The 15,770-nt window shown below is 59.4% G+C and carries 15 protein-coding genes; 1 reads left to right on the top strand and 14 read right to left on the bottom strand.

Annotation, left to right across the window (positions count from 1 at the left end; all coding sequences use genetic code 11):
- Nucleotides 1-595: 595 nt before the first annotated feature.
- The 8 genes from rpoS to SOP85_RS29665 form a co-directional block, all read right to left on the bottom strand.
- Nucleotides 596-1,603, bottom strand: a complete 1,008-nt coding sequence (rpoS, locus tag SOP85_RS29700; RefSeq protein ID WP_046816537.1) for an RNA polymerase sigma factor RpoS — start codon at nucleotides 1,601-1,603, stop codon at nucleotides 596-598.
- 108 nt (nucleotides 1,604-1,711) lie between these two features.
- Nucleotides 1,712-2,569 (bottom strand): peptidoglycan DD-metalloendopeptidase family protein, encoded by an 858-nt coding sequence (locus tag SOP85_RS29695; RefSeq protein ID WP_274073300.1) that lies wholly within the window; start codon nucleotides 2,567-2,569, stop codon nucleotides 1,712-1,714.
- Between the two features lie 212 nt (nucleotides 2,570-2,781).
- The gene (locus SOP85_RS29690; protein WP_274073596.1) at nucleotides 2,782-3,417 is read right to left on the bottom strand and encodes a protein-L-isoaspartate(D-aspartate) O-methyltransferase; all 636 of its coding nucleotides are present in this window, start codon (nucleotides 3,415-3,417) and stop codon (nucleotides 2,782-2,784) included.
- 38 nt (nucleotides 3,418-3,455) lie between these two features.
- Nucleotides 3,456-4,208: a 5'/3'-nucleotidase SurE gene (gene surE / locus SOP85_RS29685; RefSeq protein WP_274073299.1), complete on the bottom strand. Its 753-nt coding sequence runs from the start codon at nucleotides 4,206-4,208 to the stop codon at nucleotides 3,456-3,458.
- Nucleotides 4,196-5,254 (bottom strand): tRNA pseudouridine(13) synthase TruD, encoded by a 1,059-nt coding sequence (gene truD / locus SOP85_RS29680; RefSeq protein WP_323629230.1) that lies wholly within the window; start codon nucleotides 5,252-5,254, stop codon nucleotides 4,196-4,198. Before truD ends, surE begins: the two co-directional genes overlap by 13 nt.
- Nucleotides 5,251-5,724, bottom strand: a complete 474-nt coding sequence (gene ispF / locus SOP85_RS29675; RefSeq protein ID WP_274073297.1) for a 2-C-methyl-D-erythritol 2,4-cyclodiphosphate synthase — start codon at nucleotides 5,722-5,724, stop codon at nucleotides 5,251-5,253. The genes truD and ispF overlap by 4 nt, the downstream gene beginning before the upstream one ends.
- 41 nt (nucleotides 5,725-5,765) lie before the next feature.
- Nucleotides 5,766-6,614, bottom strand: coding sequence for an S-formylglutathione hydrolase (gene fghA, locus SOP85_RS29670; protein ID WP_274073296.1), 849 nt, complete (start codon nucleotides 6,612-6,614; stop codon nucleotides 5,766-5,768).
- A gap of 91 nt (nucleotides 6,615-6,705) precedes the next feature.
- On the bottom strand, nucleotides 6,706-7,818 hold the full coding sequence (locus SOP85_RS29665) for an S-(hydroxymethyl)glutathione dehydrogenase/class III alcohol dehydrogenase (protein ID WP_015093777.1): 1,113 nt from the start codon (nucleotides 7,816-7,818) through the stop codon (nucleotides 6,706-6,708).
- A gap of 107 nt (nucleotides 7,819-7,925) precedes the next feature.
- Here SOP85_RS29665 and SOP85_RS29660 point away from each other — a divergent pair, with 107 nt between their 5' ends.
- Nucleotides 7,926-8,822: a LysR substrate-binding domain-containing protein gene (locus SOP85_RS29660; RefSeq protein WP_323607291.1), complete on the top strand. Its 897-nt coding sequence runs from the start codon at nucleotides 7,926-7,928 to the stop codon at nucleotides 8,820-8,822.
- 103 nt (nucleotides 8,823-8,925) lie between these two features.
- On the opposite strand, the gene ispD is transcribed toward SOP85_RS29660, so the two are convergent.
- The 6 genes from ispD to tilS all read right to left on the bottom strand — a co-directional run bounded on the left by ispD (nucleotide 8,926) and on the right by tilS (nucleotide 15,675).
- Entirely contained in the window at nucleotides 8,926-9,633 is a 708-nt protein-coding gene (gene ispD / locus SOP85_RS29655) for a 2-C-methyl-D-erythritol 4-phosphate cytidylyltransferase (RefSeq protein WP_323629229.1), read from the bottom strand.
- Nucleotides 9,630-9,908: a cell division protein FtsB gene (gene ftsB / locus SOP85_RS29650; RefSeq protein ID WP_008057335.1), complete on the bottom strand. Its 279-nt coding sequence runs from the start codon at nucleotides 9,906-9,908 to the stop codon at nucleotides 9,630-9,632. The genes ispD and ftsB overlap by 4 nt, the downstream gene beginning before the upstream one ends.
- Before the next feature lie 165 nt (nucleotides 9,909-10,073).
- Nucleotides 10,074-11,363, bottom strand: coding sequence for a phosphopyruvate hydratase (eno, locus tag SOP85_RS29645; RefSeq protein WP_077184442.1), 1,290 nt, complete (start codon nucleotides 11,361-11,363; stop codon nucleotides 10,074-10,076).
- A gap of 226 nt (nucleotides 11,364-11,589) precedes the next feature.
- Complete coding sequence (gene kdsA / locus SOP85_RS29640; protein ID WP_274073292.1) at nucleotides 11,590-12,435, bottom strand: 3-deoxy-8-phosphooctulonate synthase; 846 nt, start codon at nucleotides 12,433-12,435, stop codon at nucleotides 11,590-11,592.
- Nucleotides 12,436-12,440: 5 nt separating this feature from the next.
- Nucleotides 12,441-14,072 (bottom strand): CTP synthase, encoded by a 1,632-nt coding sequence (locus SOP85_RS29635; protein WP_274073291.1) that lies wholly within the window; start codon nucleotides 14,070-14,072, stop codon nucleotides 12,441-12,443.
- 274 nt (nucleotides 14,073-14,346) lie between these two features.
- Nucleotides 14,347-15,675: a tRNA lysidine(34) synthetase TilS gene (gene tilS, locus SOP85_RS29630; RefSeq protein ID WP_323629227.1), complete on the bottom strand. Its 1,329-nt coding sequence runs from the start codon at nucleotides 15,673-15,675 to the stop codon at nucleotides 14,347-14,349.
- Nucleotides 15,676-15,770 lie beyond the last annotated feature (95 nt).

The following is a 15,770-nucleotide window of genomic DNA, read 5'->3' as shown; positions in this document are numbered from 1 at the left end:
TCAGCGCCGCACTATGTCCTGCCTCATCGGCGAGAGGAGCGTATTTATCCCCGAGCCATCCGGCTCAAATCGCCGAAGTATCCGATCAGAAATAAAAATGCCAGTCAGCTTAACTGACTGGCATTACCCACAAGGGCCTTTTTTTAAGATCAAAAGATCGCAGCCTTCGGCAGCTCCTACATGCAGCAAAAAAAAGGGGCGGTATGACCCGCCCACATTTTTCCATATTCCCTGTATTCCCTTTTCATCATCCTGATGAATCGCTTCCTGCGATGTCCTTTCCCCCTCGTCCGTGAAGGGCGTGTCTGTCCGTAGACACAACGCCGATACTAGAGTGTTTACCGCCGGGAGCAATCGCCCGCCTGGGCCTGGGATGGCTTGTCACATCCCCTTCATATAGAAAAATCTACCGGTTTTTCAGATAGATAGGACTGACCTCTGAACAATAGAGTCGACTGCCAACCTGTAAAAATAGTGAACACTTACGAAAAGAGTAAGCGATGACTTACACCTGGAAGCTACAAAGCTGCGCTATCGCCCAAAAACGAAAAGCCCCGAACCAGTCGGGGCTTTTCAGTGAGCACTAACGAACGGCTTATTGAAACAACGACTCGCTCGACAGCCCGTTTTTCTCCAGGATCTCCCGCAGGCGTTTCAGACCTTCAACCTGAATCTGTCTGACCCGCTCCCGGGTCAGGCCAATCTCCAGGCCTACATCTTCCAGGGTGCTGCTCTCGTGCCCGCGCAGGCCGAAGCGGCGTACAACCACCTCGCGCTGCTTGTCGGTCAACTCCGAGAGCCACTGGTCGATGCTTTGAGACAGGTCGTCATCCTGCAGCAGTTCGCATGGATCGGTTGGGCGATCGTCGGTCAGGGTGTCCAGCAGGGTTTTATCCGAATCCGGACCCAGCGAGACGTCGACCGAAGAAACCCGTTCGTTGAGGCCGAGCATGCGCTTGACCTCCGCTACCGGTTTTTCCAGCAGGTTGGCGATCTCTTCGGGGGAGGGTTCATGATCGAGTTTTTGCGTCAGCTCCCGTGCGGCCCGCAGGTACACGTTGAGTTCCTTGACCACATGGATCGGCAACCGGATGGTCCGGGTCTGATTCATGATCGCGCGCTCGATGGTCTGACGAATCCACCAGGTTGCGTAGGTCGAGAAGCGGAAGCCGCGTTCAGGGTCGAACTTCTCCACCGCCCGGATCAGGCCGAGGTTGCCCTCTTCGATCAGGTCGAGCAGCGACAGACCCCGATTGACGTAACGCCGGGCGATTTTCACCACCAGCCGCAGGTTACTTTCAATCATGCGTTTGCGCCCAGCCGGATCACCACTTTGCGACAGGCGCGCAAAATGAACTTCTTCTTCGGGGGACAGTAGAGGGGAAAAGCCGATTTCATTGAGGTACAGCTGCGTGGCGTCAAGTGCCCGCGTGTAATCGATGTACTTGTGTTGCTTCAATGTCGCGGAGTGTTTGGATTTGGCACGAACGGAAGGTGGAGCCGCCCCTTCATCATTCGACATCGAATCCGTGCCGATGCCGGTCTCCATCAGGAGAACCTCATCGTCGATGTCAAACTCCGGCACTTCTTTACTGAGAGCCATTGTTATAGTCCTTTGGTGAGTTCGACCTCAAGCTCAAGCGGCGCCTTTATCCTTGGCAACGCTGGAGCCTGTCCCCTCTACGTAAGAAACGGAACAGGCTGGAAGCGATCAACGACGTGGCAGGAATTGCAGCGGATCTACAGGTTTACCTTGGCGGCGAATCTCAAAATGCAGTTTCACCCGGTCTGTACCCGTTGACCCCATTTCGGCAATTGTCTGTCCGACCTTGACCTGCTGCCCCTCCCGAACCAACAGCCTGCGGTTATGTCCGTAGGCACTGACGTAGGTTTCACTGTGTTTGATGATGACTAATTCGCCGTAGCCCCTTAAGCCACTCCCGGCGTATACCACCGTCCCATCAGACGCAGCTAAAACAGGCTGTCCCAAATCCCCTGCGATATCAATTCCTTTATTCAAACTACCGTTTGAGGAGAATTTGCCAATTAAAATGCCATTAGATGGCCACCCCCAGCCGGTCGGGGCTGGACCCGGTGGAGGCAGTGGAGCGGGTGCCGGCTTGTTGGCGACGGACGGTACAACCACTGGTGTGGTGGTGGTCGTACCGTCCGCAGAGCGACGGATGACCGTGGTTTTACTCGAGGATGAAGGCGAGGAACTGGACGAGCTGACCACGGCTGTCGGCGTTGAACCGCTGCGACCATCGAAGCGAATCGTCTGACCTGGGTGGATGGTGTACGGCGGCGCGATGTTGTTGCGTGCCGCCAGCGCCTTGTAGTCCCAGCCATAGCGAAAGGCGATGGAAAACAGGGTGTCCTTGGGTCGAACGACGTACTGCCCCGTGGTGACGGCCGGACGCTGGGCGACGGTTTTGTTGCGATCGACAACGCCCACATCGCTGGATTTGTTACTGGAGCAACCGACCAGCAAGGTGCTCATGACAAGGCCAGTCACCAGGCGCTGAAAGCTCGTTGTACCCATACGCTGCGCTATGACTGTGAGACTCACCCGCCGCTCCCTTTGTGGTGGCTGAAAATGTGATTTGCCGTGTTTCGGCACGAAGTGTCGCAAGTATAACGGGCCGTGCCGGCTTTACCCTTATTGAAGCGAAATGGCTTGGCGCACACGTTTGCTGTCTGACAAAACTATCCGTTTAATCAAATCGATGCCGCTGTAAGACAGAGGCAATCGAAGAGAATTCAGCGCGTTTAAATAAATGCTCAGGCCAGTGGACCATTGAGTAACGGGACGAAGCGCACCGACCCCAGGACACGCCTGGAAAAGCCATGTTCCTCCCGGATGATCAGCATTAATTGTTGCACTTCTCCGGAGCCGACCGGGATCACCAGACGCCCCCCTGGCGCCAGTTGATCCAGCAGCGCCTGGGGTACGTCGGTGGCCACGGCCGTCACGATTATGCCGTTGTAGGGCGCCAGCGCAGGCCAACCCTCCCAGCCATCGCCCCAGCGAAATACCACGTTACGCAGGTTCAGCTCGACCAGGCGTTCCTTGGCCCGGTCTTGCAATACCTTGATGCGTTCAACGGAAAAGACCCGCTCGACCAGTTGCGACAGCACCGCCGTCTGATAACCCGACCCCGTTCCGATTTCCATGACCTTGTCCAACGGCCCGGCTTCGAGCAGCAACTCGCTCATGCGAGCCACCATATAAGGCTGGGAGATGGTCTGGTTATTGCCGATGGGCAGCGCCGTGTCTTCGTAGGCCCGGTGCGCCAGCGCCTCGTCGACGAACAGGTGACGCGGTGTACGACGAATGACTTCCAGCACCTTGGCGTTGGAAATCCCCTCTTCGTACAGGCGCTGAATCAGGCGTTCGCGGGTCCGTTGCGAGGTCATGCCGATGCCGCGATGCAGCATGTCGTCTTGTCCACGGGTCATGGGTGCAACCCCTCCAACCAGCCGTCGAGGCTTCTGAAGGCATCATTGAAGGTGCGATCCAGTTGCAACGGGGTGATGGAAACATAGCCCTGCATCACCGCATGGAAATCGGTGCCGGGGCCGCCATCCTCCGCGTCCCCCGCCGCCGCGATCCAGTACCCGGACCTGCCTCGCGGGTCGACCACCTTCACCGGTGCCGCCGCGCGGGCGCGATGCCCGAGGCGGGTCAACTGGATACCGCGGATGTGCTCCAGCGGCAAATTGGGAATGTTCACGTTCAGTACCGTACGCGGTGGCAATTCGAGATCCGCATGGGCCTCGACCAGTTTGCGCGCAAAGTAGGCCGCCGTGGGCAGGTTGTCGACCTGTCGCGAGACCAGCGAAAAGGCAAAGGAGGGACGCGCCAGGAAGCGACCTTCGAGTGCCGCCGCCACGGTACCCGAGTACAGCACGTCGTCCCCCAGGTTGGCGCCCAGGTTGATGCCGGACACCACCATGTCCGCCTCACGTTCCAGCAAGCCGTTGAGACCCAGGTGCACGCAATCGGTCGGCGTACCGTTGACGCTGATAAAGCCATTGGCCAGCGTGTGCGGATGTAGCGGACGGTCGAGCGTGAGCGAACTGCTCGCGCCGCTTTTGTCCTGGTCCGGGGCTATAACCACGCACTCGGTGTAATCCGCCAGCGCAGCATAAAGCGCGGCGAGTCCGGGTGCGGTAACCCCGTCGTCGTTAGAAATCAGAATACGCATGGGCTGTCCGTCTGCCCCACCGGCACCAGATCAACAAGCTCGCGCACCAATACGGTGGCGAAGCATCCGGCCGGCAGGACGAATTCCAGTTGCAGAATGTCAGGTTCGGGATAATGCCACGTCAACCCACCGATGGGCAGCCGCAGGATGCGACGTTCGTGGCTCATTCCGGCGTTGATCAACCAATCGCGAAGATCTGCCTCGCGTGCGGCGATCGCCTGCTCCAGTTCATGGACAGCGCCCGTGGTCGGCGAGTCACCTTCGCCCCACTGCGGACCGGTCGGGTGCAGATCGAGAATCGCCAGTCGCGGGTCGCTGCACTCGGCTTCGCCTGCGGGAAAAAAGCTGCGGCTGTCGGTGAACGCCAGCAGATCGCCCACCTGGGCACGCTGCCAGGTGCCATCGGCGACACGCGCGGCCAACACCTGGTTGAACAGGAAACTGCGGGCAGTGGAAAGCAGCCGCGAACGCACGTTGCGCTGCTCCGGCAAGGCCTTGCGCGCAGCCCAGGCACGGGCGTCGACCACGTTGCCGCCGTCATGCCCGAAACGCTGGGCACCGAAATAATTGGGGATGCCTTGCCTGGCGATCAGCTGCAGGCGCTCTTCGATGGCCGCCTTGTCGCCGGCAAACTGCGTCAGGCGCAGTGTGAAGCCATTGGCCGAATGGGCACCGCGTTGCAGCTTGCGTTTGTGGCGGCTGGTCTTGAGGATTTTCAGCGTATCGTTTTCTGCCGCCGACAGATCCGGATCGGCCTTGCCCGGCAGCTGCACGCTGAACCACTGACGCGTCAGCGCCTGGCGATCCTTGAGCCCGGCATAGCTGACGGTACGCAATGACACGCCCGCCGCCTTGGCGATTCGGCGTGCCGCCTCTTCAGTATTCAGGCCGCGTTTTTCCACCCAGATCCACAGGTGTTCGCCGTCACCGCTCAGGGGGATATCGAGGACTTCGTCGACCTGGAAATCTTCCGCGATGGCTTTCAGCACGGCGCTGCCGAGCGCTTCGCCATAGGCCCGCGGGCCGAGCAATTGCAGTTCGTTCATGCGCGCAACAACAGGGCAACGGAGTGCACGGCGATGCCCTCTTCGCGACCGACAAAGCCGAGCTTTTCGGTGGTGGTAGCTTTCACGTTCACTTGATCCAACTCAACTTGAAGATCCGCGGCAATCAGCGCGCGCATCGATTCGATATGCGGGGCCATTTTCGGCGCCTGGGCAACGATGGTGTTGTCGACGTTAGCGACTTTCCAGCCTTTGGCGTGGATCAATGCGACGACATGGCGCAACAGCACACGGCTGTCGGCGCCCTTGAATTGCGGGTCGGTGTCCGGGAAATGCTTGCCGATGTCACCCAGTGCAGCGGCACCGAGCAAGGCATCGCTCAAGGCATGCAGCAGGACGTCACCATCGGAGTGAGCGAGCAGTCCGAAGCTGTGTGCAATGCGCACGCCGCCCAGAGTGATGAAATCGCCTTCAGCGAAACGGTGCACATCATAGCCGTGGCCAATACGCATAAAAAAACGCCCCGAATTTTGTCAGGGCGTGATTCTACCTGCTATTGAGCTGCTAGAGCATGCGCGTGATGCCGCAAGTGATCTTCGATGAAACTGGCGATGAAGAAATAGCTGTGGTCGTAGCCCGGCTGCAGACGCAATGTCAGCGGATGACCGGCCAGTTTGGCCGCCTGTTGCAAGGCTTCAGGCTTGAGCTGGGTGGCGAGGAAATCGTCGCGATCGCCTTGATCCACCAACAGTGGCAGCTTTTCGTCAGCCTCGGCGATCAACGCACAGGCATCCCATTCGCGCCATTTCGAACGGTCCTCTCCCAGGTAACGGGAAAAGGCTTTCTGGCCCCAAGGGCAGTCCATCGGATTGTTGATCGGCGAGAACGCCGACACCGATAGATAACGCCCCGGATTGCGCAAGGCACAGACCAGCGCACCGTGGCCACCCATGGAGTGACCGCTGATGCCGCGCTTGTCCGACGCCGGGAAATGCGCTTCGACCAATGCCGGCAATTCCTGCACGACATAGTCATGCATCCGATAGTGCCGCGACCAGGGTTCCTGGGTGGCGTTCAGGTAGAACCCGGCGCCGAGGCCGAAATCCCAGGCGCCATCCGGATCACCCGGCACGTCGGGACCGCGAGGGCTGGTGTCCGGCGCGACGATGATCAGCCCGAGCTCGGCGGCCACGCGCATGGCGCCGGCCTTCTGCATGAAGTTCTCATCGGTGCAGGTCAGGCCGGACAACCAGTACAGCACCGGCAATTTGCCGCCCTGCTCCGCTTGTGGCGGCAGGTAGACGGCGAACACCATGTCGCAGCCGAGCGTTTCCGAGCGATGGCGATAACGCTTGTGCCAGCCGCCGAAGCTTTTCTGGCAGGAGATATTTTCCAGGGTCATGGGCTTTTTTCAGCTGCAAGCTTCAAGCTCTATGCTGCAAGAGGGCGTCAAACCCACTTGCAGCTTGCGGCTTGAGACTTTCTGCTGCTCCTTAGAAATGAATGACGGAACGGATGCTCTTGCCTTCATGCATCAGGTCAAACGCCTTGTTGATATCTTCCAGGCCCATGGTGTGGGTGATGAAAGTGTCCAACGGGATTTCGCCGGTCTCGGCCATCTCCACGTAGCTTGGCAACTCGGTACGGCCACGCACACCGCCGAACGCCGAACCGCGCCAGACGCGACCGGTGACCAGCTGGAACGGACGGGTCGAAATTTCCTGGCCGGCACCGGCGACGCCGATGATCACCGACTCGCCCCAACCCTTGTGGCAGCACTCAAGGGCGGCACGCATCAATTGCACGTTGCCGATGCATTCGAAGGAGAAGTCGACGCCGCCATCGGTCATGTCGACGATGACTTCCTGGATCGGACGATCGAAGTCTTTCGGGTTTACACAATCGGTTGCACCCAGCTGTTTGGCGATCTCGAATTTGGCCGGGTTGATGTCGATGGCAATGATGCGAGCAGCCTTGGCTTTGACCGCACCGATGACCGCCGACAGACCGATGCCGCCCAGGCCGAAAATGGCCACGGTATCACCAGGTTTCACCTTGGCGGTGTTTAGTACGGCACCGATGCCGGTGGTGACACCACAGCCCAGCAGGCAGACTTTTTCCAGTGGCGCCTCTTTGGCAATCTTGGCCACGGAGATTTCCGGCAGCACGGTGTACTCCGAAAAAGTGGAAGTACCCATGTAGTGGAAAATCGTTTCGCCCTTGTAGGAAAAACGCGACGTGCCATCCGGCATCAGGCCTTTGCCCTGGGTCGCACGAATCGCCTGGCAGAGGTTGGTTTTACCCGACAGGCAGAATTTGCACTGGCGACATTCCGGGGTGTACAGCGGGATCACATGGTCGCCCACCGCCACCGAGGTCACGCCTTCGCCGATCGCTTCAACGATCGCCCCACCTTCGTGACCGAGGATCGACGGGAAAATGCCTTCCGGGTCAGCGCCCGATAGGGTGTAGGCATCGGTATGGCAGACACCGGAAGCCACCACGCGCAGCAACACTTCACCGGCCTTGGGCATGGCGACATCGACTTCAACGATCTCAAGCGGTTTCTTGGCCTCGAAGGCAACGGCGGCGCGTGACTTGATCATGGTGATTCTCCAGTGAATAAAAACGAGACAAGGAGTGTAATACATGGCTCCACGATGAATAATCGAGGCAAATGCAAAATATTATTGCCGTACAGGGATAATCCTTCATGTCTGAAAATCGCTGGGAAGGGATCGACGAATTTGTCGCTGTTGCCGAATGCAGCCAATTCACCGCCGCCGCGGAACGCCTGGGGGTTTCTTCCTCGCATATCAGTCGACAAATCGTACGCCTGGAAGAGCGCCTGCAAACCCGCTTGCTCTATCGCAGCACCCGCCGGGTCACACTGACCGAGGCCGGGCAAACCTTTCTGCAACATTGCCAGCGCTTGCAGGATGGCCGCGAAGAAGCGTTGCGGGCGGTCGGCGACTTGACCAGCGAACCCAAGGGCATGCTGCGCATGACCTGTGCCGTGGCGTATGGCGAACGTTTCATCGTGCCGCTGGTGACGCGCTTCATGGGGCTTTATCCACAACTGCGGATCGACATCGAACTCAGCAACCGCCAGCTTGACCTGGTGCATGAGGGCCTGGACCTGGCAATCCGCCTGGGGCGCTTGCAGGATTCAAGACTGGTGGCCACGCGCTTGGCGCCACGGCGCATGTATCTGTGCGCGTCGCCTTCCTACGTGGAACGGTATGGTCGGCCACACAGCTTGTCGGAATTGAGCCGGCACAATTGCCTTGTAGGCAGTTCGGACCTCTGGCAACTGGAACAGAACGGGCGGGAGTTTTCGCAACGGGTGCAGGGAAACTGGCGGTGTAACAGTGGGCAAGCGGTGCTGGATGCGGCGCTACAGGGCGTGGGGTTGTGTCAGCTGCCGGATTATTACGTGTTGGAGCATCTGAAAAGTGGCGCGCTGATTTCGCTGCTGGAGGCGCATCAACCGCCCAATACGGCGGTTTGGGCGTTGTATCCGCAGCAACGGCATTTGTCGCCCAAGGTGCGCAAGTTGGTGGATTATTTGAAGGAAGGGTTGGCCGAACGGCCGGAGTATCAGGGTTAATAGCAAAAGATCGCAGCCTTCGGCAGCTCCTACAGGGATCGCGTACAACCATCATTGTGCGGATGTACCGGCCCTTGTAGGAGCTGCCGCAGGCTGCGATCTTTTAGCGGCGGCTGGCCCAACGCAGTCTCAACCATTCCAGGTCTTCGGGGCGCGTAACCTTGAGATTATCCGCCCGCCCTTCAATCAGGCGCGGTGCCATCCCGGACCACTCCATGGCTGACGCCTCATCGGTGATGACAGCATCCGCCACCAGACTGTCCGCCAACGCCCGATGCAGTGCACCCAGGCGAAACATCTGCGGTGTATAGGCCTGCCAGATCACACTGCGATCCACGGTCTCGACGACACGACCCTGTTTGTCGACCCGTTTAAGCGTATCCCGCGCTGGAACCGCCAACAGACCGCCCACCGGGTCATCCGCCAGTTGTCCCAACAACTTGTCCAGGTCATCGCGACTCAGGTTGGGCCGCGCGGCATCGTGCACCAGCACCCAGTCCTCATCGTCCGCACCCAACGCATGCAAGTGCAGCAACGCATTGAGCACCGATCCGGAACGCTCGGCGCCGCCGTCAACGCGTTGAATGCGTTTGTCGCCAGCACACGCCAGGTTCGGCCAATAAGGATCATCAACAGCAAGACTGACCACCAGGCCCTTCAGACCAGGATGATCGAGAAAACAGCCAAGGCTGTGTTCGAGAATAGTGCGCCCGCCCAGTTGCAGGTATTGCTTGGGACGGTCCGCGGCCATACGGGCACCGACGCCCGCGGCAGGAATCACGGCCCAGAAGGCCGGCAGAGACAGGTTCATTGTGCCAACTGGTAAAGGGTTTCACCGTCCTTGACCATGCCCAATTCATGGCGAGCCCGCTCTTCAACGGTCTCCATGCCCTTTTTCAACTCACTGACTTCAGCGTCCATCACCCGATTGCGCTCCAGCAACGTCTGGTTCTCAGCTTGCTGATCGGCAATCTGCTGAGTCAGCTCGGCCACTTGCGCCAGACTGCCATTTCCCACCCACAGGCGGTACTGCAGGCCAGCCAGCAGCAGGAGCAAGACGAGGAACAACCAATTGGGACTGCGCATCGAATATCAGGTATCCAGTGAAAAAAGACAGCCACACCAAAACATGAAGCTACTGATAGCACGAAGCCTGGAAGAACCAGGCTTGTGCTTGCAAGGCATCAGATTAGTGGCAAAAACGTCGCTGTAGCGATTTTTCCGACACAATCCGGTGTCTTTTTTTTTACATCAACCGCGGAATTCGCTACGGCCGTTGTACTTGGCCTTGCCATTCAACTGCTCTTCGATACGCAGCAGTTGGTTGTACTTGGAAACGCGGTCGGAACGGCACAGGGAGCCGGTCTTGATCTGGCCAGCCGAAGTGCCCACGGCCAGGTCGGCAATGGTCGAATCTTCGGTTTCGCCGGAGCGGTGCGAGATCACGGCGGTGTAACCAGCGGCCTTGGCCATCTGGATGGCTTCCAGGGTTTCGGTCAGGGTGCCGATCTGGTTGAACTTGATCAGGATCGAGTTGGCGATCTTTTTATCGATGCCTTCTTTCAGGATCTTGGTGTTGGTCACGAACAGGTCGTCGCCTACCAGCTGGGTCTTCTCGCCGATCTTGTCGGTGAGGATTTTCCAGCCAGCCCAGTCGGACTCGTCCAGGCCATCTTCGATGGAGATGATCGGGTAACGCTCGGTCAGGCCTTTGAGGTAGTCAGCGAAACCTTCAGCGGTGAACACCTGGCCTTCGCCGGACAGGTTGTACTTGCCGTCTTCGTAGAATTCGCTGGCTGCGCAGTCCAGGGCCAGGGTCACGTCGGTGCCCAGCTTGTAACCGGCGTTGGCCACGGCTTCGGAGATCACTTTCAAAGCGTCTTCGTTGGAAGCCAGGTTCGGTGCGAAACCACCTTCGTCACCCACGGCAGTGCTCAGGCCACGGGCCTTCAGGACAGCCTTGAGGTGATGGAAAATCTCGGTGCCCATGCGCAGACCTTCCGAGAAAGACTTGGCGCCAACCGGCTGCACCATGAATTCCTGGATGTCGACGTTGTTATCGGCGTGCTCGCCACCGTTGATGATGTTCATCATCGGAACCGGCATCGAGTAGACACCCGGGGTGCCGTTCAGGTTGGCGATGTGAGCGTACAGCGGCAGGTCCTGGTCCTGTGCTGCTGCCTTGGCCGCGGCCAGGGAAACGGCGAGGATCGCGTTGGCGCCCAGGGTTGCCTTGTTTTCGGTACCGTCGAGCTTGATCATCGCGTGATCCAGCGCTTTCTGGTCGCTTGGGTCCATGCCTTTCAACAGGTCGCGGATCGGACCGTTGATGTTGGCGACGGCCTTCAGGACGCCCTTGCCCAGGTAACGGCTCTTGTCGCCATCACGCAGCTCGAGCGCTTCACGCGAGCCAGTGGAAGCACCGGACGGCGCGCAAGCGCTGCCGATGATGCCGTTGTCGAGAAGCACATCCGCTTCCACGGTGGGATTGCCACGGGAGTCGAGAACTTCACGACCTTTGATGTCGACGATTTTAGCCATTGTTGTAAACACTCCAAAGTTGACGAAAACGCTGTACCGCTCGATTTATAAGTTTCGCATTACTTTGTGGGAGCCAGCTTGCTGGCGATGGCGTCCTTTCGGGCCCCTTCGCTGGCAAGCCAGCTCCTACAGGTCACATTTGTGGGAGCCGGCTTGCTGGCGATGGCGTCCTTTCGGGCCTCATCGCTGGCAAGCCAGCTCCTACACAGGATCGGGGTTGCCGATATTACGCGGTTTCTATGGCAGGAAAACTCTTCACCAGTTCGTCCAGGGCTTTGAGCTGGGCCAGGAATGGCTCCAGTTTGTCCAGACGCAAGGCGCAAGGGCCGTCGCATTTGGCGTTGTCCGGATCCGGGTGGGCTTCCAGGAACAGGCCCGCCAGGGACTGGCTCATGCCGGCCTTCGCCAGATCGGTGACCTGGGCGCGACGACCACCGGCGGAATCGGAGCGACCGCCAGGCATTTGCAGCGCGTGGGTCACGTCGAAGAATACCGGGTATTCGAACTGCTTCATGATGCCGAAGCCGAGCATGTCGACGACCAGGTTGTTGTAGCCGAAGCTCGAACCGCGCTCGCAGAGAATCAACTGATCGTTACCCGCTTCCACGCACTTGCTCAGGATGTGTTTCATTTCATGAGGTGCGAGGAACTGGGCTTTCTTGATGTTGATTACCGCGCCGGTCTTGGCCATCGCGACCACAAGGTCGGTCTGGCGCGACAGGAAGGCCGGCAGCTGGATGATATCGCAGACTTCAGCGACGACCGCGGCCTGCTCAGGCTCGTGGACGTCAGTGATGATCGGCACGCCGAAGGCTTGCTTGATGTCCTGGAAGATCCGCATGCCCTCTTCCAGGCCGGGGCCACGGTAAGAGGTCACGGAGGAACGGTTGGCCTTGTCGAAGCTGGCCTTGAACACGTAAGGGATACCCAGTTTCTGGGTAACCTTCACGTACTCTTCGCAGACCTGCATCGCCATGTCGCGGCTTTCCAGCACGTTCATGCCACCGAAAAGCACCATTGGCTTGTCGTTGGCAATCTCGATATCGCCTACGCGGATGATCTTCTGCGCCATGGGGTTCACGCCTTCTTCTGGTGTTGAGCCAAAGCTGCCTTGACGAAGCCGCTGAACAACGGGTGACCGTCGCGAGGCGTCGAGGTGAACTCAGGGTGGAACTGGCAAGCGACGAACCATGGATGATCCGGTGCTTCAACCACTTCGACCAGCGCGCCATCACCGGAACGACCGGAGATTTTCAGGCCGGCTTCGATGATCTGCGGCAGCAGGTTGTTGTTCACTTCGTAGCGATGACGGTGACGCTCGACGATCACGTCCTTGCCGTAGCAGCCGTGAACCAGGGAACCCGGCTCCAGCAGGCAATCTTGCGCGCCAAGGCGCATGGTGCCGCCCAGATCGGACGCTTCGGTACGGATTTCAACAGCGCCGGTGGCATCTTCCCACTCGGTGATCAGGCCGACGACCGGGTGACCGCTGGCACGATCGAACTCGGTGGAGTTGGCGTCTTTCCAGCCCAGCACGTTACGCGCGAACTCGATCACGGCCACTTGCATGCCCAGGCAGATACCCAGGTATGGCACTTTGTTTTCGCGAGCGTACTGGACGGCAGTGATCTTGCCTTCCACGCCACGCAGACCGAAGCCGCCTGGCACCAGGATCGCGTCGACACCTTCCAGCAGCGCGGTGCCCTGGTTCTCGATGTCTTCGGAATCGATGTAGCGCAGGTTGACCTTGGTACGGTTGCTGATGCCGGCGTGACTCATCGCTTCGATCAGCGACTTGTAGGCGTCCAGCAGCTCCATGTACTTGCCGACCATGGCGATGGTGACTTCGTGCTCAGGGTTGAGCTTGGCGTCGACCACGGCTTCCCACTCGGACAGGTCGGCACCACCGCATTGCAGGCCGAAACGCTCGACGACGAAATCGTCCAGGCCCTGGGAGTGCAGGATGCCCGGGATCTTGTAGATGGTGTCGGCGTCTTCCAGCGCGATCACCGCACGTTCTTCAACGTTGGTGAACTGCGCGATCTTGCGACGCGAGGACACATCGATCGGGTGGTCGGAGCGGCACACCAGCACGTCCGGCTGCAGGCCGATGGAACGCAGTTCCTTCACCGAGTGCTGGGTTGGCTTGGTCTTGGTTTCGCCGGCCGTGGCGATGTACGGCACCAGTGTCAGGTGCATCAGCATCGCGCGCTTGGCGCCGACTTCGAAACGCAGCTGGCGGATGGCTTCGAGGAACGGTTGCGATTCGATGTCACCCACGGTGCCACCGATCTCGACCATCGCCACGTCGGCATCGCCCGCGCCCTTGATGATGCGGCGCTTGATTTCGTCGGTGATGTGCGGAATCACCTGGATGGTTGCACCCAGGTAGTCACCACGGCGCTCTTTGCGCAGCACGTGCTCGTAGACACGGCCGGTGGTGAAGTTGTTGTTCTGGGTCATGGTCGTGCGGATGAACCGCTCGTAGTGGCCCAGGTCCAGGTCGGTCTCGGCGCCGTCGTGGGTGACGAACACTTCACCGTGCTGGAACGGGCTCATGGTGCCCGGGTCGACGTTGATGTACGGGTCCAGCTTCAGCATGGTGACCTTAAGTCCCCGCGCCTCCAGGATGGCCGCCAATGATGCCGATGCAATGCCTTTCCCCAATGAAGAAACAACACCGCCCGTGACGAATATGTAGCGCGTCATGAAAAACCCTAGAAGTCTGCGTTAAAGCGGTCCGAGCCGCCGGGGAAAGCGAAGGAAGGCCGAAGCCCCCGATCACCTGCATTAATCACAGTGCACCTTTCAAAAAAACCGCCGCGTTGGGACAGACCGGGAAATGAAACACCGGTTCGTTGCTCGCTACACATTTTTTGGAATCGCCCAGCAAAGACTGCTTGGTAATCGGCAACTCCTGCAATTCAGGCGAATCCACAGAAGTTGTATCAAGAAGGGAGCGTAGTCTACCGGAAAGCCCCTTTCAGCTCAAACCTTGATCTTCGCCTGGCGGTTGCCAATGTAAATGCCAGCCACCCGTCGCTTCGCCATCCAGCCCCGCCAGGTTAGCCACCGCCAGCAATTGCTCGCCCTTGTACAGCAGCGGCAATCTGCCGCGCACGAACAGCGGCACCCCACGTTCGTTGAGCAAACGCTTCAAGTCGCGATGGCCGCGGCCGGGCAGCTCCATCACTTCGCCCCCTTCACGATAGCGGATCTGCAAGGGGCCATCGGGGATTTGCCCACTGAGCGTGAGCATGCCGTTGTCGGCCAACGCCAGCGGCTGAGCGGGTTCCAGCCATGCGCCAGGCGCTGGAGCCGCGCGCAACCAGGCACCGGATAACCACCAGATACGCCCGCCCGCCCGATGCAGTTCGCCATCGGCCAGGCGCCAGATCGGCCGGGCGTCGCCGGTGGCATCGCGCAAATCGAGCCAACCCGACCAATGGTCGCTATCCGGCAGCTGAGTCAGCGGTTCGAGCCAGTGGCTGAGCGCATTGCGCTGGCGAGCATCGGAGAGTTTTTCCAGCGATGCCAATTCCAGCGAGGGTAAATTCAGCCAATCGAATTCGCTGGCGGCGCTGGCGTGGCTCAAGTCAATTTGCGCCAGATCATCCAGCAACCCCTGCGCCTCGCTCAAATGCGCGGCACTGCGGGCCATGGAAGCCATCGCCTGCGGCCAGCGCTGGGTCAATGCAGGAAACACCTGATGACGCAGGTAATTGCGCGAGAATTGCCGGTCCTGGTTGGAAGGGTCCTCGATCCAGTTCAATTGATGCTCCGCCGCATACGCCTCAAGCTCGGCCCGGGTAGCATCGAGCAAAGGCCGCAACAGATGCCCTTTACCCAGCGGGCGCTGGCGAGGCATCCCCGATAACCCCCTTACGCCGGCCCCTCGCAACAGGCGAAACAGCAAGGTTTCCGCCTGATCGTCACGGTGCTGGGCCGTCAGCAGGACTTCATTGGCTTGAGTGGCCTCAGTGAACGCCACGTAGCGCGCATCGCGGGCCGCACGCTCAAGGCTTGCGCCGGGTTGCACCTGGACGCGGACGACTTGCAGCGGCACGCCCAGCGCATCGCAGACCGACTGACAGTGATCCGGCCACGCGTCAGCCGCAGCCTGGAGGCCGTGATGGACATGGATGGCGCTCAGTGGTGGCAGGGACTGGGATTTGGCGAGCGTTGCGAGAAGGTGCAGGAGGACGGTGGAATCGAGGCCACCGGAGAAGGCGATGTGCCAATGGGCAGCATTGCGCCAAGGCTGAAGATTTAGCAAAAGCCGAAAAGGCAGATCACTCTTCGAAGGATTCATAGAGATTGATCGCTTCTCATGGAACCCTGTAGGAGCTGCCGCAGGCTGCGATCTTTTGATCTTAAAAAATCAAGATCAAAAGATCGCAGCCTGCG

Origin of the sequence: Pseudomonas sp. YuFO20, assembly GCF_035064975.1 — a bacterium.
Lineage (GTDB): Bacteria > Pseudomonadota > Gammaproteobacteria > Pseudomonadales > Pseudomonadaceae > Aquipseudomonas > Aquipseudomonas putida_AE.
Note: the sequence above shows the minus strand (reverse complement) of the source record. Positions and strands in the feature narration are given on the sequence as shown.